The sequence below is a fragment of the Bosea vaviloviae genome, from assembly GCF_001741865.1.
In the GTDB taxonomy this organism is placed as follows: Bacteria; Pseudomonadota; Alphaproteobacteria; order Rhizobiales; family Beijerinckiaceae; genus Allobosea; species Allobosea vaviloviae.
Genome location: NZ_CP017147.1, coordinates 5,912,259 through 5,933,644 on the forward strand (window position 1 = coordinate 5,912,259; position 21,386 = coordinate 5,933,644).

The window sequence follows — 21,386 nt, forward strand, 5'->3', positions numbered from 1 at the left end:
ACGCCAAGTTCTTCTGGAACCGCCAAACGCTGGAACGCAATGTCGCAATCGATCGCCATCGAGCCCGTCGCTCCGCATCTGCTGCGCTCCCTGCGCGAGCATGTGCATGAGCGCTTGCGTCGCGCGATCGTCGCCGGGCGCTTCCGCAATGGCGAACGCCTGAACGAGCGCCAGCTCGCCGAAATGCTCGGCGTCAGCACTACCCCGGTGAAGGACGCGATCCGCAAGCTGGAAAGCGAGGGGCTGGTCCGCACGGAAGCCCGGCGCGGCGTCTTCGTCGAGTTCTCGGCCCGGCAGGCGCTGGAAATGGCGCTTGGCCGCGCCGCGCTCGAAAGCGTCATGGCTCATATCGCCGCCAACCGGCTGAGCGAAGCCGACATCGCCGAGATGGCGCGCCTGATCGACGACATGGAGCATGCGACGGCACATAGCGCGCTTGAGGATCTCGTCACCCTGAACGAGGCCTATCACGGCACGATCCACCGGATTTCGGGCTGCACCTATCTCGAGCGCCGGCTCGACGGCCAGCGCATGTACGATCACGCCCAGCGCATCGCGCTGCTCTCCGAGTCCGCCGAGCGCGCCCAGGGCTTTGAGGAACACAAATCGATTTTCGAGGCGCTGGCGGGACGCGATCCGGCGCTCGCCGAGACGAGGATGAGACGCCACATCGTGCGCTCGGCGAAAGCCCATGTGCGCCAGGTGTTCGGCTCAGATGCGGAGGGACTGGCCTATGACGAATGATACAGTGCGCAAGGCTTTGCGCGGCATCTCCGGCGTGCATGTCACCGCCTGGGGGGCCGATGGCGAGGCCGATTGGGCGGTGACGGCTAAGATCGTCGCGCGCATCGCGGCGGCCGGCATCCACAACATCGTCTCGGCCGGCAACACCGGCGAGTTCTACCCGATGACGACCGACGAGGTCGTGAGGAGCCACGCCGTCGCCGCGCAGGCCGCCAATGGCAAGGCACTGGTGACCGCCGGCATCGGCCGCTCCCTGCGCGAAGCCGTCTCGACCGGCAAGCTCGCCGCGACCGCGGGCTGCGACGCGGTGATGGTGCATCACCCGCTCGACCCCTTCGCCGCGCCGCAGTCGCAGGCTGACTACATCATCGCCATCGCCGAGGCGCTGACATTGCCTGTCGTCGCCTATATCCGCTCGGACGCGATCGGCGTGAAGGACCTCGTCCGCGTCGCGACCCATGCCAATGTCGCCGGCGTCAAATTCGCCTCGACCAACGCGATGCTGCTGGCCGAATGCGTCCGCGCCACGGAAGGCACCAGCGCCAACTGGATCTGCGGCCTGGCTGAAGGCTGGGCCGCGCCCTTCTATGCGCTGGGTGCGCGCGGCTTCACCTCGGGGCTGGTCAATGTCGCGCCCGAACGCTCGCTCTCGATCTGGCAGGCGCTGGAGGCGGGCGACTTCGCCAAGGCGCGCGCGCAGGTCAGCGAGATCGCCGGCTTCGAGACGATGCGGACGAAATACGGCAACGGCGCCAATGTCACGGTGGTGAAGGAGGCGCTCGGCCTGCTCGGCACGCCGGTCGGGCCGGTGCGCCTGCCCGGCCTGCCCGAACTGAACGAGGCCGAACGCGCGGAACTCCGCCGCATCGTCGCCGGCTGGAGCGCCGTGCGAGTGGCAGCGGAGTAGCGCCACCCCGTCATGGTCGCCCTTGTGGCGACCATCCACGTCTTGGCTGGTCGCGACCTGTGTTCAAGACGTGGATGCTCGGGACAAGCCCGAGCATGACGGAGAATGCCTGCGACAAACAAAAAGATCACTCGAAGGAAACGCCTATGTCGTCCCATCCCCGCAAGACGCCCGACACCCTGCGCAGCAAGCGCTGGTTCGGCGCGAGCGACCTGCGCTCCTTCGGCCATCGCTCGCGGGCGCTGCAGATGGGCTTCGGCCATGACGAGTTCATGGGTAAGCCGGTCATCGGCATCCTCAACACCTGGTCCGAGATCAATCCCTGCCACACCCATTTGCGCGACCGCGCCGAAGCGGTGAAGCGCGCCGTCTGGGCGGCGGGCGGCTTTCCCGTCGAGATCCCGGTGATGTCGGTCTCGGAGCAGTACCAGAAGCCGACGACGATGCTCTACCGCAACTTCCTGGCGATGGAGACCGAAGAATCGATCCGCTCCCATCCGCTCGACGGCGTGGTGCTGCTGGGCGGCTGCGACAAATCCACCCCGGCCTTGATCATGGGCGCCTGCAGCGCCGGCCTGCCCTTCATCTTCGTTCCGGCAGGCCCGATGCTGCGCGGCAACTGGGCTGGCAAGGTGCTCGGCTCCGGCGCCGATGTCTGGAAATACTGGGCCGAGAAGGAAGCCGGCAACATCACCGACGATCAATGGCGCGACATGGAGAGCGGCATCGCCCGCTCCTATGGCACCTGCATGGTGATGGGCACGGCCGCGACCATGATGAGCCATGCCGAGGTGCTCGGCCTGACGCTGCCCGGCGCCTCCGCCATCCCCGCCGCCGACGCGGCCCATCCGCGCATGGCCGCCGCCAGCGGCAAGCGCATCGTCGAGATGGTCTGGGAGGATCTGACGCCGGACCGGATTCTGACGCGGAAAAGCTTCGAGAACGCATTGACCGTGCATATGGCGGTCGCGGGCTCGACCAACGCCATCATCCACCTCATCGCCATGGCCGGCCGCGCCGGCGTGCCGCTGACGCCGGATGATTTCGACGCCTTTTCACGGACGGTGCCGGTGATCGCAAACTTGCGCCCCTCCGGCGAGTTCCTGATGGAGGACTTCTTCTATGCCGGCGGGCTGCCGGCCCTGCTCAAGCAACTTGAGAGCAAGCTCCACACCGACGCGATGACGGTGACCGGCAAGCCGATCTCGGAGACGATCGCGCTGGCCCAGATCTATGACGACAACGTCATCCGCCCGCTCGACCGCGCCGTCTCGACCGCCAACGGGCTCGCCGTGCTCAAGGGCAACCTCGCCCCCGATGGCTGCGTTATCAAGCCTTCCGCCGCCGAACCGCGCCTGCTCAAGCATTCAGGCCCGGCGCTGGTCTTCGAGGACTACGACGCGATGATGAAGGCGGTGAACGACGAGAGCCTCGACGTCACGGCCGACCACGTCATGGTGCTGAAGAATTGCGGCCCCGTCGGCGGTCCCGGCATGCCGGAATGGGGCATGATGCCGATCCCGCGCAAGCTCTTGAAGCAGGGCGTGCGCGACATGCTGCGCATCTCGGACGCCCGCATGTCCGGCACCAGCTATGGCGCCTGCGTGCTCCATGTCGCGCCCGAAGCCTACATCAAGGGACCGCTCGCGGCGGTCAGGACCGGCGACATCATCAGCGTCGATGTCGAGGCGCGCAGCATCAACGTCAATCTGAGCGACGCTGAGATCGCGTCGCGGCTCGCGAGCTGGTCGCCGCCGAACCGCGACTATCCGCGCGGCTACGGCAAGATGTCGGCGGCCCATATCCGCCAGGCCGACAAGGGCTGCGATTTCGACTATCTCGAAGGCACCGCGAAGATCCCCGAGCCGGAGATTCACTAGCGCCAACCGTCATTGCGAGCGCAGCGAAGCAATCCAGAGCCGCGTGCTCGATGCCCTCCTGGATTGCTTCGTCGCTTCGCTCCTCGCAATGACGGGAATGGACGGCGACAAGCGACACAAGTCCCGCTCAACCCCGCCCGAACAACCCGTGGAAGCGCCCGAGGAAGCTCTTGAGCCGGTCGTTCTGAGGATTGCCGAAGATCTCGGCCGGCGGCCCGGCCTGGGCGACCTTGCCCTGGTCGAGGAAGACGACATGGTGCGAGACATCGCGGACGAACATCATCTCATGGCTGACCAGCAGCATCGTCATCCCTGACTCGGCCAGGCCCTGCATCACGCTCAAGACCTCCGCGACGAGCTCGGGGTCAAGCGCCGAGGTCACCTCATCGAAGAGCAGCAGCCGCGGCTGCATGGCGACCGCTCGCGCGATCGCGACGCGCTGCTGCTGGCCGCCGGAGAGCTGATAGGGGTAATGACCGCTGCGATCAGCCAGCCCGACGCGGCCGAGCCAATGCTGGGCGATATCGCGCGCCTCGGCATCGCTCTTGCCCTGCACCTTGGTCAGTCCGAGCATGACGTTGGCGGCGGCCGTCAGATGCGGAAACAGGTTGAACTGCTGGAAGACCATGCCGAGCCGCGCACGCTGCGCCGAGACCTTCGTCTCGCTCAGGCGCTTCCGGCGCTCACCGGCCATGATGTAGCCGACCGGGTCGCCATCGAGCAGGATCTCGCCGCCATCATGCTCTTCCAGCAGGTTGATGCAGCGCAGGAAGGTCGTCTTGCCCGATCCCGAGGCGCCGATCAGCGAGACCACCTGCCCCTGGCTGACGGTGAGATCGATGCCCTTCAGCACCTCGATCTGGCCGAAGGTCTTGCGCACGTCACGGGCTTGCAGAAGCGCTGGCTCGATCATCTGAATCCGGCTCTAGTAGCGCAGATAGGAGAACCGCCGCTCCAGCGATGCGCCGAGCTGGGCGAGCGTGAAATTGACCGCGACATAAAGCGCCGCGGTCAGCAGGTAGAAATCGATGATCATGTAATTGCGCGCCATCGCCTGCTGGGCCGACAACAGCAGCTCGACCACGCCGATGATCGAGAGCAGCGTCGTGCCCTTCACGATCTCCAGCGCGGTGTTGACCCAGGGCGGCAGCATGCGGCGCATGGCCTGGGGCAGGATGACATAGGAGAGCCGCTTGCCGAAGGTCAGCCCGATCGCCTTGGCCGCCTCCATCTGCCCGGCGGGCACGGACTGGACCGCGCCGCGGAAATTCTCGGCGACATGGGCCGTGGCGAAAGCGCCGAGCGCGATGACGCCGGCCCGGAAGGCCGGCACGTTGATGCCAAACAGCGCCAGCCCGTAATAGGTGAAGAGGATCAGCACCAGCAGTGGGATGCCGCGCATCAGGTCGACATAGAGCCTGGCGACCAGCCGCAGCCACCACCAGCCATAAGCCAGCGCCACTCCCATCGCGAGCCCGCAGACCGTCGCCATGACGATGCTCAGGGCCGAACTCAGCATCGTCACGCCGAGCCCCTGGAGCAGCGAGCCCCGCGCCTGCCAGACCTCGAACAGGAAGGTGCCGGGCGCCATCGAGAAATCCATGGCGGCCTCAGCGGATCGATGCGTAGCGGCGCTCAAGCAGCCGCAGCATCATGGCGATCAGGTAAGCGCTGACCAGGTAAAGCGCGCTTGCGGTCAACCAGACCTCCATGACCCGGAAGGTGTTGGCGTTGATCTGTCGCGCCGTGAAGGTCAGCTCCGGCACCGCGATCGCGGCCGCCAGCGACGTGTCCTTGAACAGCGAGATCAGGTTGTTGCCGATCGACGGCAAGGTGATGCGGAACATCACGGGCAAAATGACATAGGCCTGGCGCTGCCAGGGACGCAGGCCGATCGCCTTGGCCGCCTCGACATATTGCTTGGGTATCGAGGCCAGGCCGGCGCGGAAGACCTCGCACATATAGGCGCCGGCATAGAGCGAGAGCGAGAGGACGAAGCTCTGCGTCTTGTCGAGAAAACTGACGTCGAACTCCGGCAGGCCGAAATAGAGGAAGAAGATCAACAGCAGCAGTGGCGTGCAGCGGATGAACTCGACATAGGCCCAGACCGGGGCGGAGAGCCAGGTCTTGCCCGAAACGCGCGCATAGGCGGCCAAGAGCCCAATCACGCTGCCGATCAGCAGCGACACGAGCGCAAGACCGAGCCCGAGCAGCAGGGCATCGGTCAATTTGTCGGCGTTGCGCGCAATGACGGACCAGTCGAAATGATAGTCGATCATGATGGCAGTGATTGTCCAAGCCACAGCGCGACGCCGTGCCGGCCGGCGCGCATGCCGACCGGCCCCGGCAGGGCCAATGCCATCAGGCGAACTCTTGCGGGAAGCCGACCTTCGGAATCTGCAGTTCGATGCCGAACCACTTCTTGTACGAGGCGGCGAAATAGTCGAAATCGACGCCGACCATCGCTTCCTTATAGGCCGTGTTGACCCAGTTCAGCCAGGTCGGGTCGCCGGGCTTGACCGCCGAGGCATAGGAGTTCGGCATCCAGCCGAAACCTGAATCGACGAAGCGGCCGGGCGCCTGCTGCATCAGCCAGCGCACGGCCGACTGATCTTGCAGCGAGGCATCGATGCGCCGGGCATTCAGCGCCTGCATCGCCGAATCCGGGCTGTCGAAGGCGTCGACCTTGGCCTGCGGCAGAGCCTTGTGGATCCATTCCTCCAGGAAGACGTTCTGCATGCCGCCGACCGTGACGGCGCTGCCGGCAGCCTTCAGCTCCTCATAGTTCTTGTATTTGCCGCCGCGCGCCAGCATCAGCAGGCCATTGCCCTCGCGGTAATAGGGAATGGTGAAATCGACCTGTTGCGCCCGTCCCGGCGTCACGGTCATCCATTGCACCACGATATCGACCTTGTCGGTGACGAGGCTCGGGATGCGCGCATCCGAGCCCTGGAGCACGAACTCGACCTTCTCGTAATCGTCGAACAGGCCCTTCGCCAGGAGCTTGGCCAGGTCGATATCCATGCCGACGAGCTTGCCGCTGGCATCCTGGAAGTGCCAGGGCGGGTTGGTGCTGCCCGTGCCCACGATGAGCTTGCCGCGCTCCTTGATCGTGTAGAGCTTGCTCTTGGCGGCGGTCTGGGCCTGCGCGGCCGAGGGCGCGATCAGGCTGGCGGCCGCGGCGGTGCCGATCGCGGCGCCGGCGAGGCCGAGCCCGAACAGGCTGCGGCGTTCGACCAGCAAAGCCGAATCCTGCGGGGAAGCCAGATCCTGTGGGGAAGCAACGTCGTCCTGAACGCCCATCTCGCTCTCCATTTCGCTCTGCACGCGCCGCCGCTTTCGACAGGCCGGCGTCATCGGCTTTCGCAAGAAGCGGGCCATCCCCTGGGCTTTCGCAAGGTCAGGCCCCGCCTGACGAGGCCTCGACCCGGAGCCATCGGCAGGGCATGCTGGCAGCAGATTCAGGCGGCTCGGTTCCGAGCCGCCTTGCGCTCGCAAGCGAGACCTCTCCTTTGCCCGAAACGCCACCCTCCTCCCCGCCTCGCCTGAGCTGCTGCGAGGCTTTCGGGCCTCCGACCAAATCCCGGATCGAGCAGGAGAGCTGGGTGCCGGCGATCTGCCTGTGCCGTCGCGCCAGGCGCTTCGCCGACATCCTCGCCATCGATACCGATGCGAAGGATCTCTGCCGCGACTGAACCATCCGGAACCAGACGAGGCCGGATCAACCGGCCCGCTTCACCACAGGAGGAGAACGCTCGATGTTGAAACGCAGCTTCCTGGGCGGCACGCTCGCCGCCCTCGCTCTGGCCGGCATAGCGCCCGCCTTGTCCCAAGCCTATCCGACAAGGCCGATCACCCTGATCGTGCCCTATGCGCCCGGCGGCGCCACCGACATCATCGGCCGCGTCATCGCCGAGGAGGTCTCGCACATGATCGGCCAGCGCGTCGTGGTCGAGAACCGCGCCGGCGCGGCCGGCAGCGTCGGTGCGGCGGCCGTGGCCCGGGCCCAGCCCGATGGCTACACCCTGCTGATGGGCGCGCTCACCAGTCACTCCATCAATATGGGCCTGCAGGCCAAGCCCGGCTTCGACCTGAAGAAGGATTTCGCGCCGGTCACGCTCGCCGGCACGGTTGGCCTCGCGCTCGTCGTCCACCCCTCGGTGCAGGCCAAGACCATCCCCGAGCTGGTCGCACTGGCCAAGGCGAAGCCCGACGATTTCAACTACGCCTCCTCCGGCAATGGCTCGCCGCAGCATCTGGCGGGCGAGATGTTCAACGCGCGGGCCGGCACCAAGCTCGGCCATGTCGCCTATCGCGGCTCGGGCCCGGCGATGACCGACATGATCGGCGGTCAGGTCAAGGTGATGTTCGATACGATCCCCTCCGTGCTCCAGCATGTGAATGCCGGCTCACTGAAGGCGATCGCGACGACCGGCCGCGAGCCCTCACCCTTCATGCCGGATTATCCGACCGCGATCTCGCAGGGCCTGGCCGATTTCGAAATCGGCTCCTGGTTCGGCGTGCTGGCGCCGGCCGGCACGCCGCAGCCCGTCGTCGACAAGCTCAACGCTGAGATCGGCAAGGCGCTGAGGAGCCCGCGGGCGCTGGAGGCGATGAAGCTCCAGGGCGTCACGCCCAAGCCGGGCACGCCGGCCGAGGCGGCTGCGCTGATCGACAGCGAGATGACGAAATGGAACGCAGTGATCAAGGCGACCGGGCTCAAGCCGGAATGAGGGCGCGATGACAGGAACCATCCAGCGTATCGCCATCGTCGGCGCCGGCATGATCGGCGCGAGCTGGGCGGCGCTTGCCGCCGCCCACGGCCTCGACGTTTCCGCCTATGATCCGGCGCCGGACGCCGAGGCAAAGTTTCGCGCCTATGTCGAACGCGCTCGCGCACAGCTCGCCGAGCTCGGCCTGATCGGTACCGGCAACATCGCCTTTTCCGCCAATCTCGCAGCGGCCTTGTCCGGTGCACAATTCGTGCAGGAGAACGGTCCCGAGAACGAGGCCGTGAAGCGCGAGCTGCTCGCCCGCATCGATGCCGGCAGCCCGCCGGATGCGATCATCGCCAGCTCGACTTCGGCGCTGGTCCGCAGTGCCATCGTTACCGATTGTGCAAGCCCTGCCCGCATCATCGTCGCGCACCCGTTCAACCCGCCGCATCTGGTGCCGCTGGTCGAGATCGTCGGCGAAGACGAGGCTGTCGTCGAACGGGCTGCTGCCTTCTACCGCGGGCTTGGCCGCCGGCCGGTGATCCTGAACCGCGAAATGCCCGGCCATATCGCCAACCGGCTGGCCTCGGCGCTCTACAGGGAGGCGGTGCATCTGGTCGAGCAGGGTGTCGCCAGCGTCTCCGAAATCGACGCGGCTTTGTGCAACGGCCCCGGTCTGCGCTGGGCTCTGATGGGGCCGCATATGACCTATCATCTCGGCGGCGGCGAAGGCGGCATCGCTGGCTACCTCGCCCATCTCGGCCCAAGCCAGGTCCGGCGCTGGCAAGCGCTGGGCAATCCGGGGCTGGGCGAGGAGGTCCAGCGCGCGATCATCGCCGGCGTCGCGGAGGAAGCCGCCGGCCGCTCGATCGCCGAACTGGAGATACGCCGCGACGAGGGCCTGCTCGCCTTGTTGAAGTCGCGCAAGCTCGTCAGCGAGTAGTTGCAGCAATTTCCGATTCAATCGGATCGAAAACGGCTCTAACCAAAGACGTGCGGCCGCAATCCTGCGTGGAACCAGGTGATCATCGAGTAGATGTCGTAGACCGGCAATCCGGTCGCCGCCTGCACCGCCGCAGCATAGGGCGGCATATTGGTGCATTCCAGCACGATGGCGCCGACATCCGGGTTCTTCGCGATGAGGTCGAGCGCGGCTTCGACCACATCCTGCTCGGCGAGGTCGATGTCCATGTCGTCCTTCTCGGCCTTGATCAGGACGCGGAAGAACTCCTGGCCGTTCTCTGTGCCCGCAACCGGCACGTCGAGCGGCACGCCCGCGCCTTCGAGATGGGCCGGGCTCAGCGTTCCCGCCGAAACCGTGACCAGTCCGACGCGCTTACCCGGCGGCAGCGTCGCCTGAACCCAGGGCACCTGCATCAGCGACGAGGTCGCGACGGGAACGCCGACAGCAGCCGCGATCTCGCGCTGGAACAGCGAGAGGAAGCCGCAATTGGTCGTAATCGCCTCCGCGCCGAGGCGGACGAGATCCCGCGCCGCATCGATGAAATCCGGCAGCAGGCCGGCAGCGCCCTGCATCACCACCTTGTCGGGGCTCGCGCCGGACACCACGCGATACAACACTGGAAAAGGCCAGGTCGCGCCATTGCCCATATCGCCGAGGATGCGGGGAAAGCGCGCCTCCAGCATCAGGATGCCGAGCGGCGCGCCATAGATCGCCTTGCCGCCGCGCGCGATGCGGCCGGTGGCCGGCGAAGGGGCTCGTGACGTCATCAGGACATTCCACAAAGGCTGGATAGGTTTCCGCTGAAGGCTCCGAACGGGCAGGACAGGCGCTGCCCGCTCCTGGCGTCAGGTTCTCGCGTAGACATCCTCGATGCGGACGATGTCGTCCTCGCCGGTATAGGAACCGACCTGAACCTCGATGAGTTCGAGCGCGATCTTGCCGGGGTTGGCAAGGCGGTGGGTGCAGCCGATCGGTAGGTAGATCGACTCGTTCTCGTGGATATAGGAGACCGCGCCGTCGAGGGTGACCTCGGCGGTGCCCGAGACCACGACCCAATGCTCGGCGCGGTGGAAATGCTTCTGCAGGCTGAGCAACCCGCCGGGCTTGACGTTGATGCGCTTGACCTGGAACCGCGCCCCGAGATCGATACGCTGATACCAGCCCCAGGGCCGGTAGATGCGCAGATGCTCGCTCGCCTCACGCCGGCCGTCGCTCTTCATCTGCTCGACCAACGCCTTGACGTTGGCGGCCTGCGCCTTGGTCGTAACCAGGACCGCATCGCGCGTCGTCACGACAACGGCGTCATCGAGCCCGATCACCGTCGTCAGGATGTCCTCGCTGCGCACAAGCGTGCCGCGTGTGTCGAGCGCGACCACGGGGCCTTCGAGGACGTTGCCGTCCCCGTCTTTCGGCTTGACCTCGTAGATCGAGTCCCAGGCGCCGACATCCGACCAGTCGAAGCTCGCCGCGAGCACGCCGGCATGCTTGGTCTTCTCCATTACGGCGTAATCGATCGAGACCTTTATCGCCCGCGCGAAGCCGGCCGCATCGAGCCGCAGGAAGTCGAGGTCGCGTTTGGCCTCGGCAAGCGCAGCACGCGCTCCCGCGATCACCTCCGGCGCATAGAGATCGAGCTCCTCGATCATCCCGGCGGCTGCAAAAACGAAATTGCCGCTGTTCCAGAGGAAGCCTTGGTCGACATAGAGCTGGGCCGTCTTCGCATCCGGCTTCTCGACGAAGCGGGTCAGGCGGCTCGCGCCGGCTACGTCGAGCGCGACGCCCGGCTCGAGATAGCCGTAACCGGTCGCGGGCTTCGTCGGCATGATGCCGAAGGTCATGATCAGGCCCGAGGCCGCGAGCGTTGCAGCCTTGGCGCAATCGGCGCGGAAGCCGTCGACATCGGCGACGATATGGTCGGCCGCCAGCGCGACGCAGATCGCATCCGCCGCCCGGCTGCTCGCCAGGAGCGCGCCGACGGCGATGGCAGCGGCAGAATCGCGCCGCTCCGGCTCCAGGACGATGTCGCCTTCGACGCCGACCGCCTGCATCTGCTCGGCGACGACGAAGCGGAACTCATGGTTGGTGACGATGATCGGCTTGTCGAAGGAAACGTCCTTCACCCGCAGCAGCGTCGCCTGGAAGGTCGACAGCCCCTCATCCAGCAGGCCGATGAACTGTTTGGGCATCGTATCGCGTGACAGAGGCCACAGCCGCGTCCCGGAACCACCAGCCATGATCAAGGGTATGATGTTCGCTGAAGCCATGATGCTGGTGTCGACCTGAATGAGGATAATCGGCGAGATTTCACTATGGGAGACTGCGGTCATAACAGCCTCTAGCCGCAGCGGAAAGTGCCGGCGGACTGCAGCAAGAAGCGCCGTAACAGCGTGGCGTTCAAACCGGGCGGCGCCAGACGGTCTGGTTTGCGACGGGTACCCGTCATTTGGCCATATCGGATTGAGTTGGCCCATCCCGCCCGCCAAGATCGGCCGGCTTGAGAAGTGCCATCCCACGAACGGCGGTTCTCGGTGAATTTCGTCTCATTTCGATGCAGTCCGCAGCGGTATAGCGCTTGCGATTTCACCCCCGAAAGCGTTCCCGACCGGACAAATGTCCTGATCCGGGTCGCCGATTGCAGCACGGACCTTCGGGCTCCCGCGCAATGGTGGAGTCGGGTAGGATGGCAAGCGTCGACGATCTGAACTACGCGGCCCCGCGAACCGGGGAAGCGCGCGTCAGGCCAGAGCGCAGTTCGCCCTTGCGACACTGGATCGGCCTGATCACCGCGTCGACCGACACCGTCGTGGTCATGGCCATCGTCGCCCTCTCCTCGGTCACATACCACCTGTTGGCTTTCGATGAGTTCGGCAGCGCCCGGACCATGCTGGAGCTGGCGATGATGCTGGCCGCCATCTTCGTCTTCAGCAATCTGCTGCGCGGCCGCTACCAGATCGCCAATTATCTCTCGACCAAGGGCCAGGTTTCAGCGGCCTTCGCAGTCTGGAACATCACCATGATCGCCTTCATCGCGATCACCTTCATGGCCAAGACCATCGATCACTATTCGCGCGGCGTGATCATCGCGACCTATTTCACCGCTCCCCTCCTGATCGCGCTGGCGCGCTCATCCATCACCCGCAGCATCTCGATGGCGAGCAAGACCGGGCGCATCACCTCCGAGCGGATTTTCCTGATCGGGCGCGAGCAGGACGTCATGTCCTTCGTCTCGCGGCATCAGCCCTGGAACATCGGCTTCGCCATCGTCGACGTCGCTTTCCTGGGCGACACCGACGATCCCGATGCGCTCGCAGCCGATCTCGGCGCCGCTGTCGCGCGCTGCCGGGCGATGCAGCCGGACGCGATCTACATCGCCATGCCCTGGTCGAAGCAGGAGGCGATCGACGCCTGCATCGACGCCTTCATGAACCTGCCGGCCGCGATTCACCTCGCCCCGGAGCGGATCATGGACCGCTTCGACAACCCCCATATCGTTCGCACCGGGACCTTCGCCAGCTTGCGCCTGACGCGGCCGGCCCTGTCTGCCATCGAGAACGTCGCCAAGCGCATATTCGACATGGTCGGCGCGCTGACGATCCTGCTCCTGAGCCTGCCGCTGCTGCTGCTGATCGCCCTCGTGATCCGGCTCGACTCGGTTGGCCCCGTCTTGTTCCTGCAGCGCCGTTACGGCTTCAACCAGCGGACCTTTCGCATCTTGAAGTTCCGCACCATGACCACGACCGATGACGGCGACGTCATCCGCCAGGCACAGCGCAACGATCCGCGCATCACCCGCGTCGGCCGCGTGCTACGGCGCTATAATCTCGACGAATTGCCGCAATTGCTGAATGTCGTCGCCGGCCAGATGTCGCTGGTCGGCCCGCGCCCGCATGCCCTGGCGCATGATCATGAGTTCCAGCGCAAGATCGCGCTTTATGCGCGCCGCCATAACGTCAAGCCCGGCATCACCGGCTGGGCGCAGGTCAACGGCCTGCGCGGCGAGACCGACACCGACGAGAAGATGGCCAAGCGCATCGCCTACGACCATTGGTACATCGACAACTGGTCGTTCTGGCTCGATCTCGGCATCCTGCTGCGGACGGTGTTCAGCAAGAAGGCCTTCGCCAACGCCGGCTGATCACGGCGCCTCGCCTGCTTACAGAAACTGGGGCAATCAGGAGTGATCCTGCACGGGCGCGCGCCTGCGCGCCATGGCGAGATAGGCCAGGGCCAACACGACCGCGACCGCCGCGCCCGCGACCTTGACCACGGCGTCGTGAATCCGGCCATGGCGCGTGACCTCGAGATATTGGGTGGCTTCGAGCATGACGATCGCAACCGACATCGCGAGCAGGACCCGGCCGAGACTGCGCGGATAGGCGATCGCGAAGGCCGATGTGATGACGAACCAGCCGAGGAAGCGGCTGATGTCCGGGATCTCGTCGAAGAGATGCGGCCTGGATCCGATCGGCATGATCGAGACCCAGGCGAGGTAGCCAAGCCCGATCCAGGCGCAAACCAGGGCCGCCGATTTGAAGACGCGCATGAACAACCTCGACACAGCCTTCTCAACCAGGCACGGCCAAACCATCGAACCGGCGCCGCCATCAGCCGAGATTACCCGAACCGGCTGACTTATCCGCTAACGACCACGGATCGCGGAAGCAAGACCGCGATCAGAGCGCCTCCGCCAATGCCCGCGCGATGATCGGATCGACACAGATCATGGGCTGCACCGGAACCGCCTCATATTCCGCATGGATCGAGCGGCTGACATAGGATTTGTAGCCGAGCCAGGAGCCCAAGGCACTCTGGCAGCCCCCGCAGGACACGACGGCTTCATCGGCCAGCACCGCGGGGAGGACGATCGAGGGCGAGCCGCAGACGCTGCAGGCGAACCGAGCCGTCCCATCCATTCCCGTCATCGACTCGTCTCCATTCGGCACAGAACGCGAAGGCGCGCCAGAACAGCAATATCGAGGCCAAGATGAACGGTTGCCATCGGAGCTGAAGAGCCTCTCCGTCGATCCACGCGCGCGCCAACTCGCGAAGCGGCCGGCCTTGTGCGAGACTGAGCGCCTGAAGAGGCCGGCCCGATGGCCGAGACTAGTGGAACGAATTTGACATTTGCTACCCGCCCGATATCGGCCGCGCGGCAAATGTCAAATTCATAAGTTCCACTAGAAAACCAAAGATTTGCTAGTGGTTTTGGTGATTCCGACATTTGCTCCGAGCTCGATATAGATTGGGGAGCAAATGTCGGAATCAAACCACTAGCGGGCAGCTTGGCGTGAACTACCGTCAGATCGAAATCTTCTCGGCCGTGATGAAGGCCGGCACCGTCTCGCGCGCAGCGGAACTGATCGGGCTGACGCAGCCGGCCGTCAGCCGCGCCATCGCGGAGCTGGAGCGCGCCGTCGGTTTTTCGCTGTTCGACCGCGTCCGCAACCGCATCATCCCGACGCCGGAAGGCAAATTGTTCTACGCCGATATCGAGCGGTCCTTCCTCGGCATGGACACCTTGCGTGCGGCCGCCGCGCGCATCCGCGACCAGGGCTCGGGCCAATTGCGCATCGGCTCGCTCTCGGCATTGGGCTCCTCTCTTGTTCCGCGCGCGGTGAAGCGTTTCCGCGTGGTGCATCCCGATATCCGCGTGACGCTGATGGTGCTGCCGTCGCGGGACGTTCGCGACGGCGTGGCCTCGGGCGAGTTCGACATCGGGCTGGCGGCGGACGAGATCGACGTCACCGGCGTGCTGCACCAATCCTTCGTCACGCCGCGCGTCCTCTGCGCCATGCCGCAGGGCCACCCCCTGGCGGCGAAGGAGGTCATCGGCCCCCATGATCTCGATGGCGTCGATTTCGTCGCCTATGTCCCGGAGGATCGAGCCCGGCAGCGCCTCGACCTGATCTTCAACGAAGCCGGCGTCGCCCCCAACATCGTGGTCGAAACGATCTATGCCGCGACCGTCTGCGCCCTGGTGGCTGAGGGCGTCGGCGTCGGCCTCGTCAGCCCCTATGCCATCGCCGGAGCAGACCCGACCCGGCTGGTGCTGCGGCCGTTCGAGCCCGTGGTTCAGAGCAAGAGCCTGCTGATCCTGCCGCTCGACCGCCCAAAATCCCAGCTCGTGCGCGATTTCATCGACTGCCTGATGGCCGCACGCTGAAGCAATCGCTCTGGAGCGGGACAGGTATAAATCCTAGGCATCGTCTCATTACCGCGACGCGATTGTCGCCAGGGCAACTGCCTCTATCGTCGCAGACGGCCGATATAGGGGAGCATGCCATGCCGTTCTTTTCCAAACGCGTCACGATGGCTGTCATGGCGCTCGGCCTCGTCGCGGCCGCGCCCTGCGCGACGCAAGCCCAGCAATCCCGTCTTGCCCAGCAATCCAGTCTGGCCGGCAAGACGATCACCATCGGCATCCATAACCGCGCACCCTGGGGCTATCGCGACAGGAATGGCGATGTGATCGGCTATCATCCCGATCTGGTGCGCGCGGCCCTGGCCCCGCTCGGCGTCAAGGCAATCGAGTTTACCGTGGCCGATTTCGGCGCATTGATCCCAGGCCTGCTGGCCAACCGCTTCGACATCATTGCATCAGGCGTCGCCATCACCCCGGCGCGCTGCCAGCAGGTGCTCTTCGGCGAGCCTGACCTCTCGGCCGGCGACGGGCTGCTCGTACTCAAGGGCAACCCGCTCAACCTGCACAGCTATGAGGACATCGTCAAAAACCCGAAGGTGAAGCTCGGCGGCGGGCGCGGCACGGAGAACGCCAAGAATGCGCTCGCGGCCGGCGTGCCCGAGGACCGTCTCCTGCTCTTCCCGAATAACGAGGCGGTGGTCAGCGCCATGCTCGCCGGCCGCGTCGACGCCGCGACCTTGTCGGCGCCGAGCGTGTCGGGACTGATGGAAGCCGGCGGCATGAACGGCATCGAGCGCGCCTTGCCGTTCAAGGGCTATGTCCGGCCCGACGGCAGCGAATACATGATGGCGACCGCCGTGGTGTTCGCTCCCAAGGATAAGGAACTGCAGGCGATCTACAACGCACAGCTCGCCAAGCTGAAGGCCGACGGCACGGTCAAGGCATTGATGGAGAAGTACAGCTTCACCGATGCCGAGGCGCCGCCGCGCGCCACCTCGGCCGAACTCTGCGCCAAGAGCTGACGGTCAGCCCAGAGGCCCGCGCATCATAGAGACCAGCGCATCATCATGACATTCGCCGAGGTTCTCGCCGGCATTTTCGAAGGCTTCCGGGTCACCGCCCTGGTCACCCTGCTGGGCATGCTCTACGCCGTGCCCTTCGCCTTCATCGCCGGCGTCGCGCAGTACAGTGCGCGCGGCTGGCCGCATGCCGCCATCACCGCGCTCATCGAATTCTGGCGTTCCTCGCCGGTCATCATCCTGCTCTACGCCTTCTACTACACGCTGCCGGGCTTCGGCTTGCGGCTGTCGGGCCTTACCGTCGGCGCAATGGTCCTGGGGCTGAACATCGGCGCCTATGGCAGTCAGGCAGTGCGCGCGGCGCTGCAGGCGCTGGATCGTGGCCAGGTCGAGGCTGGACGCTCAATCGGCCTCAGGCGCTGGCAGATCCTGCTCCTGATCGAATTGCCGCAGGCGCTGCTCGCCATGATGCCGACCTTCATCAATCAGTTCATCCAATTGGTGAAGGGTACGGCGCTGGTCTCGCTGATCACGCTCAGCGACATGACCTTCCGGGCCAAGGAGATCTCGCAGCTCCATTACGACCCGGTGAAGGTTTATACCGGGCTGCTCGTCGCCTATTTCATCATCTGCTATCCCGCGACCGTGGTCGGACGCTGGCTGGAGCGCAAGGTCGGCGCCGGACGGAAGCTCGTCCATGATGTTTGACCCGCACGATGTTTGACTTCGGCTTCGCCCTGTCGATCATTCCCGCCATAGGCAAAGCGCTGACGACCACGCTCGCAGTGACTCTGCTGAGCTGCATCTTCGCGGCGCTTCTGGGCTTCGGGCTGGAGATCACGCGCCGCTCCAGCCAGCCGATGCGCTACGCCATGCGCTTCGTCATCGACTTCATCCGCTCGACGCCGGTGCTGGTGCAGCTCTATTTCCTCTACTACGTGCTGCCCGTCTACGGCATCAAGCTGCCGGCGCTGGTCGTCGGCGTCGCGGCGCTGAGCATCTATTACTGCGGCTACCTCGCCGAGGTCTTCAAGGCCGGCATCGACGGCATCGCGCGGGGCCAGTTCGAGGCGGCGAAGGCGCTTGGGCTTGGCCGCTTCCAGACCGTCATCCTGGTCATCGCCCCGCAGATGCTGCGCAACATCGCCGCGCCGATGGGCAGCTATTTCATCTCGATCTTCAAATCGACGCCTTATCTCGCGGTCATCGCCGTGCCGGAATCCTTCGGTTCGGCGCTCGATATCGCCTCCGACACCTTCCGCTATGGCGAGCCGCTGGCTGTCGTCGGCGCGATCTTCCTCGCCATCGCCGTCGGCTTCTCCTGGCTCATTCACCGCTTCGAGGCGCGTCTCGCCCTCCCCAGCCGGTGACAGCCCCGATACGCCCCGCCATCTCGCTCCGAGGCCTGCCATGGATACAGAACTTCTCGCGACGCTGACGCAATGGCGCCGGCAGCTGCACGCCCAGCCGGAGCTTTCCGAGCATGAGCACGGCACGGCCGCCTTCGTGCAGGCGAGGTTGACCGAGCTCGGCATTCCCTTCGTGGCGGGCATCGGCGGCGCCGGCATCGTCGCGACCCTGAGCCGGCCGGGCTCAAATCGCTCCGTCGGCCTGCGCGCCGACATCGACGCGCTGCCGATCGCGGAAGAAAACGACGTTCCCCATGCCTCCAGGACACCCGGCGTGATGCACGCCTGCGGGCATGACGGCCACACCGTCTCCCTGCTCGGAGCGGCCGCCACATTGGCGCATGATCAGAGCTGGAAAGGCACGGTGCAGTTCATCTTCCAGCCGGCGGAGGAGAACGGCGTCGGCGCCAAGGCGATGCTCGCCGACGGCCTGCTCGAGCGCTTCCCGATGGAGCGCGTCTTCACCTTTCACAACTGGCCGGGACTCGAGGCCGGCACGGTCGCCGTCCATGACGGACCGGTGATGGCGGCCGGCGGGCGCTGGAGCGTCACCTTGCACGGCCTGGCGGGCCATGCCGCGATCCCGCACCAGACGCGGGACCCGATCGTCGCCGCCGGCCATCTCATCGTCGCGCTCCAGACCATCGTGGCGCGCAATGTCGACCCGATCGACGCCGTCGTGCTCTCGATCGGCCAGGTCAGCGGCGGCGTCGTCAGCAACCAGATTCCACCGAGCGTCTCGCTGCTCGGCACCTTGCGGACCTACCGGCCGGAGGTGCGCGAGGCCGTGATCAAACGAATGAGAAGCATCATCTCGGGTATCGCCGAGGCCTATGACATGCGCACGGATGTCGAGATCCTCTCGACCGGGCGCGCGGCGATCAACACCAAGGCCGAGGGCGAGCTCTCTGTCGCTGCCGCCGGGATGGCAGGCCTGCCCGTCCGCCGCGACCTGCGCCCGAGCACCACCGGAGACGACTTCTCCTTCCTGCTCCAGCAGCGCTCTGGCGCCTATGTCTGGATCGGCAACGGTCCGGCCGGCCCGGGCGGCGAACTGCACAACTCGCGCTACGATTTCAACGACGCGATCCTGCCCGCGGCCGTGGGCTGGCTGACGAATGTCGCCAGGCTCGCCCTCACCGAGGCGCCGGGCGCCTGAGCTTCGCTCACAAACCATAAGCCCACGAACCATAAGCCCGGCTCATGATCTCATGATCCCGGCTCGATTGTCTCGACCTGCCGGGACCGTCAACCTGACGCATCGAAAGAGGCCCATCATGCACGACCTGACCCGCTGCGTTCACCATCCCGCCGTCTCCGACGAGGGCTATGCCAGCCTCGCGGTCGCGACGCACCGCGCCTCGACCATCGTCTATCCCGATGCGGCAAGCTTCGCCGCCCGCAAATATCGCGGCTTCGACGGCTATACCTATGGCCTGCACGGCACACCGACGACGCGTACGCTGGAAGCGCAACTCTCCGCGCTCCATGGCGGCGTACGCACGGTTCTGGTTCCCTCCGGCCAGGCCGCCGTCACCATCGTGATGCTCTCGATGCTGCTGCCGGGCGACAAGGTGTTGATCCCGGACCATGTCTATCCGCCCGTCCGCAGTTTCTGCGAGGAGTACCTCAAGCCGCGCGGCATCGATTACGGCGTCTACGACCCGCTGATCGGCGCCGGCATCGCCGACCTCATCGACGACAGGACCAAGCTCGTCTGGGTCGAGTCGCCGGGCTCGGGCACCATGGAGGTGCAGGATGTGCCCGCCATCGCGAAGGCGGCCAAGGCCAAGGGCGCGCTCGTCGGCTGCGACAACACCTGGGCGACCCCGCTCCTGTTCAAACCGCTGGCGCATGGTGCCGATTTCGCCTGCGAAGCGCTGACCAAATATGTCGGCGGCCATTCCGACCTGCTGCTCGGCTCGGTCACGGTCACCGACTTGGCGCTACGGCAGAAGCTCAAGGAGACCTTGCGCGGGCTCGGCGTCGGCGTCTCGCCCGACGAATGCGCGCTGGCGCTTCGCGGTATCGAGACCATGGGTCTGCGCGTCGCCCATATGGGTCGCGTCTCCGAGGATTTCGCCCGGCGCCTGACGCATTCTCCGGCGGTCGAGACCGTGCTGCATCCGGCGCTGCCGTCCTGCCACGGCCATGAATTCTGGAAGCGCGACATGGGCCGCTCCTCCGGTGTCTTCAGCGTGGTGCTCAAGCCGGTCGCCGAGGCGGAACTCGAAGCCGCGCTGACAGCGCTCAAGGTCTTCGCGATCGGCGCTTCCTGGGGCGGTACGCGCAGCCTGATCGCGCCGATGGCGGTGAAGGGCGACCGCACGGTCGAGCCCTGGACGCATCCGGGCACGGTCCTGCGCATCAGCATCGGGCTGGAGGATCCCGACGACCTCTGGAACGACCTCGACGCCCTGCTCGTCGCGCTCGAACGCCCGGCGGCCGCCAAGGTCGCCTAAGCCAAGCTCGCCTGAGCCATAACCATCTCCGGGAGAGGAACGAACGCGGCGGCAACGCACCACCGCGCAGGGAGAGCTTTGTCCAAAATCAACAAAAAGGGGATCTGGAATGAAACGCATACTGCTCCGCCTGACGACAGCGGCCATGCTCACGGCGAGCCTTGCCATGCCCGCCATCGCAGCCGACACGCTGAAAACCATCCGCGAGCGCGGCAAGATCATCTGCGGCACGAGCCCCGGCGTCGCCGGCTTCTCGCTGCAGGACGCCAATGGTCGCTGGGAGGGGTTCGACACCGATATCTGCCGGGCGCTCGCTGCCGTGATCTTCAACGACCCGGACAAGACGGCCTATGTCCCGCTGACCTCGAAGGACCGGTTGATCGCATTGCAGGCCGGCGAGGTCGACGTGCTGCCGCGCACCACGACCTGGACCCTGTCGCGAAACGCCAGCCAGGGCGTCACCTTCACCGGCGTGAACTATTATGACGGTCAGGGCTTCATGGTGACAAAGAAGCTCGGCGTGACCTCTGCGAGCCAGCTCGGCGGCGCCTCGATCTGCGTGGCGCAGGGCACGACGAGCGAGCTCAACCTCGCCGATTATTTCCGCAAGCTCGGCCAGAAATACGAGCCCACCGCCTTCGCCACCTCCGAGGAAGCCTTGCGCGCCTATGAGGCTGGACGCTGCGACGCCTACACCACCGACATCTCGGCGCTCTCGGCCAACATGCTGAAATTCCGCGTGCCGGAAGAGCATGTCGTGCTGCCGGAGGTGATCTCGAAGGAGCCGCTCGGCCCCTGGGTCCGCAGCGGCGACGAGGTCTGGTTCAACCTCGTGCGCTGGACGCTGTTCGCGCTGATCAACGCCGAGGAACTCGGCATCACCAAGGCCAATATCGCCGAGATGGCAAAGTCGACCAATCCCGAGATCAAGCGCTTCCTCGGGCAGGACGGCAAATTCGGCGAGGCGATGGGCGTGACCAATGACTGGGTCGTGCGCATCATCTCGGCCGTCGGCAATTACGGCGAGAGCTTCGAGCGCCATCTCGGCCAGAAATCCCGCATGCGCCTCGCTCGCGGCCCCAACGCGCTGTGGACGCAGGGCGGCCTGCAATACAGCCCGCCCTTCCGGTGAAGGCCCCGAGCA

At 65.6% G+C, this 21,386-nt stretch carries 22 protein-coding genes; 14 read left to right on the forward strand and 8 right to left on the reverse strand.

What is annotated here, in order from left to right:
* Nucleotides 1-39 precede the first annotated feature (39 nt).
* The 3 genes from BHK69_RS27365 to araD all read left to right on the forward strand — a co-directional run bounded on the left by BHK69_RS27365 (nt 40) and on the right by araD (nt 3,531).
* Nucleotides 40-744, forward strand: a complete 705-nt coding sequence (locus BHK69_RS27365) for a GntR family transcriptional regulator (RefSeq protein ID WP_244548341.1) — start codon at nt 40-42, stop codon at nt 742-744.
* Nucleotides 734-1,651 carry a dihydrodipicolinate synthase family protein gene (locus BHK69_RS27370; RefSeq protein ID WP_069692866.1) on the forward strand — a complete coding sequence of 306 codons (918 nt, stop codon included), beginning with the start codon at nt 734-736 and terminating at the stop codon, nt 1,649-1,651. Before BHK69_RS27365 ends, BHK69_RS27370 begins: the two co-directional genes overlap by 11 nt.
* Nucleotides 1,652-1,797: 146 nt before the next feature.
* Nucleotides 1,798-3,531 (forward strand): L-arabinonate dehydratase, encoded by a 1,734-nt coding sequence (gene araD / locus BHK69_RS27375; protein WP_069692867.1) that lies wholly within the window; start codon nt 1,798-1,800, stop codon nt 3,529-3,531.
* A gap of 127 nt (nt 3,532-3,658) precedes the next feature.
* On the opposite strand, the gene BHK69_RS27380 is transcribed toward araD, so the two are convergent.
* The 4 genes from BHK69_RS27380 to BHK69_RS27395 all read right to left on the reverse strand — a co-directional run bounded on the left by BHK69_RS27380 (nt 3,659) and on the right by BHK69_RS27395 (nt 6,834).
* Complete coding sequence (locus BHK69_RS27380; protein ID WP_069692868.1) at nt 3,659-4,444, reverse strand: amino acid ABC transporter ATP-binding protein; 786 nt, start codon at nt 4,442-4,444, stop codon at nt 3,659-3,661.
* 12 nt (nt 4,445-4,456) lie between these two features.
* Nucleotides 4,457-5,134 (reverse strand): amino acid ABC transporter permease, encoded by a 678-nt coding sequence (locus tag BHK69_RS27385; protein WP_069692869.1) that lies wholly within the window; start codon nt 5,132-5,134, stop codon nt 4,457-4,459.
* Nucleotides 5,135-5,141: 7 nt separating this feature from the next.
* Nucleotides 5,142-5,807, reverse strand: a complete 666-nt coding sequence (locus BHK69_RS27390) for an amino acid ABC transporter permease (protein ID WP_069694007.1) — start codon at nt 5,805-5,807, stop codon at nt 5,142-5,144.
* A gap of 85 nt (nt 5,808-5,892) precedes the next feature.
* Entirely contained in the window at nt 5,893-6,834 is a 942-nt protein-coding gene (locus tag BHK69_RS27395) for a transporter substrate-binding domain-containing protein (protein ID WP_083269915.1), read from the reverse strand.
* Nucleotides 6,835-6,977: 143 nt separating this feature from the next.
* Here BHK69_RS27395 and BHK69_RS27400 point away from each other — a divergent pair, with 143 nt between their 5' ends.
* The 3 genes from BHK69_RS27400 (at nt 6,978) to BHK69_RS27410 (ending at nt 9,189) form a co-directional block, all read left to right on the forward strand.
* Nucleotides 6,978-7,226 carry a hypothetical protein gene (locus tag BHK69_RS27400; protein ID WP_069692870.1) on the forward strand — a complete coding sequence of 83 codons (249 nt, stop codon included), beginning with the start codon at nt 6,978-6,980 and terminating at the stop codon, nt 7,224-7,226.
* 63 nt (nt 7,227-7,289) lie between these two features.
* The gene (locus BHK69_RS27405; RefSeq protein ID WP_069692871.1) at nt 7,290-8,264 is read left to right on the forward strand and encodes a Bug family tripartite tricarboxylate transporter substrate binding protein; all 975 of its coding nucleotides are present in this window, start codon (nt 7,290-7,292) and stop codon (nt 8,262-8,264) included.
* A gap of 7 nt (nt 8,265-8,271) precedes the next feature.
* Nucleotides 8,272-9,189 carry a 3-hydroxyacyl-CoA dehydrogenase NAD-binding domain-containing protein gene (locus BHK69_RS27410; RefSeq protein ID WP_069692872.1) on the forward strand — a complete coding sequence of 306 codons (918 nt, stop codon included), beginning with the start codon at nt 8,272-8,274 and terminating at the stop codon, nt 9,187-9,189.
* A gap of 38 nt (nt 9,190-9,227) precedes the next feature.
* Here the strand turns inward: BHK69_RS27410 and BHK69_RS27415 are convergent, their stop codons facing one another.
* Nucleotides 9,228-9,977 (reverse strand): aspartate/glutamate racemase family protein, encoded by a 750-nt coding sequence (locus BHK69_RS27415; RefSeq protein WP_069694009.1) that lies wholly within the window; start codon nt 9,975-9,977, stop codon nt 9,228-9,230.
* A gap of 78 nt (nt 9,978-10,055) precedes the next feature.
* On the reverse strand, nt 10,056-11,474 hold the full coding sequence (locus BHK69_RS27420) for a mannose-1-phosphate guanylyltransferase/mannose-6-phosphate isomerase (protein WP_069694010.1): 1,419 nt from the start codon (nt 11,472-11,474) through the stop codon (nt 10,056-10,058).
* A 416-nt stretch (nt 11,475-11,890) separates the two neighbouring features.
* On the opposite strand from BHK69_RS27420, the gene BHK69_RS27425 reads away from it, so the two are divergent.
* Nucleotides 11,891-13,345, forward strand: a complete 1,455-nt coding sequence (locus BHK69_RS27425) for an undecaprenyl-phosphate glucose phosphotransferase (RefSeq protein ID WP_069692873.1) — start codon at nt 11,891-11,893, stop codon at nt 13,343-13,345.
* 36 nt (nt 13,346-13,381) lie between these two features.
* Here the strand turns inward: BHK69_RS27425 and BHK69_RS27430 are convergent, their stop codons facing one another.
* Together BHK69_RS27430 and BHK69_RS27435 are read right to left on the reverse strand one after the other, a co-directional pair.
* Nucleotides 13,382-13,753, reverse strand: coding sequence for a hypothetical protein (locus tag BHK69_RS27430; protein WP_069692874.1), 372 nt, complete (start codon nt 13,751-13,753; stop codon nt 13,382-13,384).
* A 130-nt stretch (nt 13,754-13,883) separates the two neighbouring features.
* Entirely contained in the window at nt 13,884-14,132 is a 249-nt protein-coding gene (locus BHK69_RS27435) for a hypothetical protein (RefSeq protein WP_148663612.1), read from the reverse strand.
* 365 nt (nt 14,133-14,497) lie between these two features.
* Between BHK69_RS27435 and BHK69_RS27440 the strand changes: the two genes are divergently transcribed.
* The 7 genes from BHK69_RS27440 (at nt 14,498) to BHK69_RS27470 (ending at nt 21,374) form a co-directional block, all read left to right on the forward strand.
* A complete protein-coding gene (locus tag BHK69_RS27440) occupies nt 14,498-15,373 on the forward strand; it encodes a LysR substrate-binding domain-containing protein (RefSeq protein WP_069692876.1) in 876 nt (291 codons plus the stop codon).
* Nucleotides 15,374-15,492: 119 nt separating this feature from the next.
* Nucleotides 15,493-16,374, forward strand: a complete 882-nt coding sequence (ehuB, locus tag BHK69_RS27445) for an ectoine/hydroxyectoine ABC transporter substrate-binding protein EhuB (RefSeq protein WP_069692877.1) — start codon at nt 15,493-15,495, stop codon at nt 16,372-16,374.
* A 45-nt stretch (nt 16,375-16,419) separates the two neighbouring features.
* Nucleotides 16,420-17,079: an amino acid ABC transporter permease gene (locus tag BHK69_RS27450; RefSeq protein WP_069692878.1), complete on the forward strand. Its 660-nt coding sequence runs from the start codon at nt 16,420-16,422 to the stop codon at nt 17,077-17,079.
* 8 nt (nt 17,080-17,087) lie between these two features.
* Nucleotides 17,088-17,741, forward strand: coding sequence for an ectoine/hydroxyectoine ABC transporter permease subunit EhuD (gene ehuD, locus BHK69_RS27455; protein WP_069692879.1), 654 nt, complete (start codon nt 17,088-17,090; stop codon nt 17,739-17,741).
* A gap of 40 nt (nt 17,742-17,781) precedes the next feature.
* Nucleotides 17,782-18,939 (forward strand): amidohydrolase, encoded by a 1,158-nt coding sequence (locus tag BHK69_RS27460; protein ID WP_069692880.1) that lies wholly within the window; start codon nt 17,782-17,784, stop codon nt 18,937-18,939.
* A gap of 118 nt (nt 18,940-19,057) precedes the next feature.
* A complete protein-coding gene (metC, locus tag BHK69_RS27465; RefSeq protein WP_069692881.1) occupies nt 19,058-20,242 on the forward strand; it encodes a cystathionine beta-lyase in 1,185 nt (394 codons plus the stop codon).
* 109 nt (nt 20,243-20,351) lie between these two features.
* Nucleotides 20,352-21,374, forward strand: coding sequence for an amino acid ABC transporter substrate-binding protein (locus BHK69_RS27470; protein ID WP_069692882.1), 1,023 nt, complete (start codon nt 20,352-20,354; stop codon nt 21,372-21,374).
* Nucleotides 21,375-21,386 lie beyond the last annotated feature (12 nt).

Coding starts and splice junctions, on each gene's coding strand:
- BHK69_RS27365 (WP_244548341.1), top strand. CDS start 40: ATGTCGCAATCGATCGCCATCGAGCCCGTCGCTCCGCATCTGCTGCGC.
- BHK69_RS27370 (WP_069692866.1), top strand. CDS start 734: ATGACGAATGATACAGTGCGCAAGGCTTTGCGCGGCATCTCCGGCGTG.
- araD (WP_069692867.1), top strand. CDS start 1,798: ATGTCGTCCCATCCCCGCAAGACGCCCGACACCCTGCGCAGCAAGCGC.
- BHK69_RS27380 (WP_069692868.1), bottom strand. CDS start 4,444: ATGATCGAGCCAGCGCTTCTGCAAGCCCGTGACGTGCGCAAGACCTTC.
- BHK69_RS27385 (WP_069692869.1), bottom strand. CDS start 5,134: ATGGATTTCTCGATGGCGCCCGGCACCTTCCTGTTCGAGGTCTGGCAG.
- BHK69_RS27395 (WP_083269915.1), bottom strand. CDS start 6,834: ATGGGCGTTCAGGACGACGTTGCTTCCCCACAGGATCTGGCTTCCCCG.
- BHK69_RS27400 (WP_069692870.1), top strand. CDS start 6,978: ATGCTGGCAGCAGATTCAGGCGGCTCGGTTCCGAGCCGCCTTGCGCTC.
- BHK69_RS27405 (WP_069692871.1), top strand. CDS start 7,290: ATGTTGAAACGCAGCTTCCTGGGCGGCACGCTCGCCGCCCTCGCTCTG.
- BHK69_RS27410 (WP_069692872.1), top strand. CDS start 8,272: ATGACAGGAACCATCCAGCGTATCGCCATCGTCGGCGCCGGCATGATC.
- BHK69_RS27415 (WP_069694009.1), bottom strand. CDS start 9,977: ATGACGTCACGAGCCCCTTCGCCGGCCACCGGCCGCATCGCGCGCGGC.
- BHK69_RS27420 (WP_069694010.1), bottom strand. CDS start 11,474: ATGGCTTCAGCGAACATCATACCCTTGATCATGGCTGGTGGTTCCGGG.
- BHK69_RS27425 (WP_069692873.1), top strand. CDS start 11,891: ATGGCAAGCGTCGACGATCTGAACTACGCGGCCCCGCGAACCGGGGAA.
- BHK69_RS27430 (WP_069692874.1), bottom strand. CDS start 13,753: ATGCGCGTCTTCAAATCGGCGGCCCTGGTTTGCGCCTGGATCGGGCTT.
- BHK69_RS27435 (WP_148663612.1), bottom strand. CDS start 14,132: ATGACGGGAATGGATGGGACGGCTCGGTTCGCCTGCAGCGTCTGCGGC.
- ehuB (WP_069692877.1), top strand. CDS start 15,493: ATGCCGTTCTTTTCCAAACGCGTCACGATGGCTGTCATGGCGCTCGGC.
- BHK69_RS27450 (WP_069692878.1), top strand. CDS start 16,420: ATGACATTCGCCGAGGTTCTCGCCGGCATTTTCGAAGGCTTCCGGGTC.
- ehuD (WP_069692879.1), top strand. CDS start 17,088: ATGTTTGACTTCGGCTTCGCCCTGTCGATCATTCCCGCCATAGGCAAA.
- BHK69_RS27460 (WP_069692880.1), top strand. CDS start 17,782: ATGGATACAGAACTTCTCGCGACGCTGACGCAATGGCGCCGGCAGCTG.
- metC (WP_069692881.1), top strand. CDS start 19,058: ATGCACGACCTGACCCGCTGCGTTCACCATCCCGCCGTCTCCGACGAG.
- BHK69_RS27470 (WP_069692882.1), top strand. CDS start 20,352: ATGAAACGCATACTGCTCCGCCTGACGACAGCGGCCATGCTCACGGCG.